Annotated in this window: 2 protein-coding genes; both read left to right on the top strand. The window is 56.4% G+C overall.

Annotated elements, in window-relative coordinates:
- The first annotated feature begins 257 nt into the window (after positions 1–257).
- The gene (locus tag AC1Q5S_RS22225) at positions 258–1,325 is read left to right on the top strand and encodes a site-specific integrase (RefSeq protein WP_422206196.1); all 1,068 of its coding nucleotides are present in this window, start codon (positions 258–260) and stop codon (positions 1,323–1,325) included.
- Between the two features lie 309 nt (positions 1,326–1,634).
- Positions 1,635–1,889 carry a plasmid-related protein gene (locus tag AC1Q5S_RS22220; RefSeq protein WP_422206198.1) on the top strand — a complete coding sequence of 85 codons (255 nt, stop codon included), beginning with the start codon at positions 1,635–1,637 and terminating at the stop codon, positions 1,887–1,889.
- The last annotated feature ends 235 nt before the right edge of the window (positions 1,890–2,124 follow it).

The raw sequence follows: 2,124 nt of genomic DNA, 5'->3' as shown, positions 1-2,124 counted from the left end.
TCTTGGAAAACCAAGCGCAGCAAGGCTCTGCGGGTTCCAGCGTGGTCTCATGCTAGTCTCGGGACTCAATCTCAAAATCCCCCGCCGCAAGGCGTGCCGGTTCGATTCCGGCCCCGGGCACCACACTCAAATTCCCTAGTGTTATCAACACACTAGGGAACTTCGAGATCAGACCCCAAGCACTGGGGGACTTCTCAGAATCGTTGGTCAGGTACAGTTTCGGTACAGTGCTGCGGCGCTAGCCTCACCGGAACCCTATGGCAACGATCGTCAAAACTCCTTCTGGCACTTGGAAAGCGCTTATCCGTAAGACCGGATGGCCGCCCACTGCCAAGACATTCCGCACAAAACGCGACGCTGAGGATTGGTCGCGCCGCACCGAAGACGAGATGGTGCGCGGTGTCTACATCCAGCGCGGCCCTGCAGAGCGCATGACCGTCGAGGTCGCCCTCACTCGATACCTGCGCGAAGTCACACCCACCAAACGTGAGTCCACTCAAGCCGGCGAACGCAAGAAGGCCTTGGCGCTGACCCGACATCTGGGAAAATATTCCCTCGCCGCACTCAGTGCCGAAATCGTCGCACAGTACCGCGACACGCGGCTGGCTGGCGATAACGATGCAGAAGGCAAGCCCGTCCCGCGGAGTAACAACACTGTGCGACTGGAGCTGGCACTACTCAGCCACCTCTTCACCATCGCGATTAAGGAATGGGGCATCGGTCTGCCATTCAACCCGGTTTCCAACATCCGCCGCCCTGCTCCGGGCGCAGGACGTAATCGCCGGCTGACGGTGACCGAAAACAAGCGCCTGCTCGCCGTTGTGGATGCCCACTCCAACCCGATGTTCAGTTGGATCGTGCGCGGCGCACTGGAGACGGGCATGCGTCTTTCTGAGATCGCGGGCCTACGACTGAGCCAAGTGGACCTGCAACGTCGCGTTATCCGGCTTGATCACACGAAGAATTCTTCGCCTCGAACGGTCCCCCTCACGGCAGCGGCAACCCAGGTTTTTCAAAACGCCGTGCACAACCCAATACGCCCTGGCGAAACCGACCTCCTGTTCTTTGGCGAACCGGGCAAAGATGGCATGCGCCGCCCCTACATGTTCGACAAAGCCTGGACACAAGCGAAGCTCGATGCCGGCTTGGTGAACTTCCGATTTCATGACCTGCGCCACGAAGCGGTCAGCCGCTTTGTCGAAGCCGGGCTATCAGACCAAGAGGTCGCGGCCATCAGCGGGCACAAGTCAATGCAGATGCTGAAAAGGTATACGCATTTGCGGGCGGAAGACTTGGTCGAGAAACTGGATCGGGTGCGAAAGTAGAGAGGTGATTTCGCCCTCTGTCTCCTTTTCCAAACTCGCGAACACAGAATGCTCTCGAATTTTCCACAAAATGTGCAAGTAAGTGTTTCGCGGCGCCTGCAAGCCTCTGATTTGCATACAAATTCAGCCAATCCACCCATTCAGCTCGACAGCCAATCGATCTAATTTTGGTCGCTAATACTGTCCAATCATGAATACCAAAATAGGGAATTTTGGTTTTAAATCAACCACTTATGCAAGCCATGCGCTTGCCCGACTACCGCTGACTATCCAGAATTGCGCCTAATTAGTCCTGTGATAGGTGCATTCATGACGACGGAAGAATTTCTGCTGGACCGCTTTGGGCCACTGATGAGCATTGCTGATGTGGCGGGGATTTTGGGGCGCTCTGCCGATGGATTTAGGGTCGCACTTTATTCAGACGGCGATGTCTCTCGTCGACTCCGGCCGACCATGGTGCGAATCGGTCGAAGGGTCTACTTCCGCACATTGCAATTGGCGGACGCTTTGGGCTTGGACAGCCCAGAGGCCAATGGAACACTCCTGCATGCCTCGCAATCCTGATGTCCTGGTTGCAGGGCGCCTCCGATTTTTTCGATCAGAGACATAAGGCTGGTCGAGAGCACCAGGGCGGCATTTATTCAACGAAAGCGGTCAAAGCCAGCACGACCAAGGTCGCAGACCTTCTTGCCACCGCCGTTGCCATACAGGAAGAGGACGCAGTGTTGATTTCCGCGTAATCCTGACCCCGGTTTTTCATCCAATATTGACCCCACCTGTTGGGGTGTAGCCGGGCTAC

It is taken from the genome of Acidovorax sp. GW835-FHT14B10 (assembly GCF_058793725.1).
The sequence above is the reverse complement of the archived record's forward strand: the minus strand, read 5'-3'. Positions and strand labels throughout refer to the sequence as shown.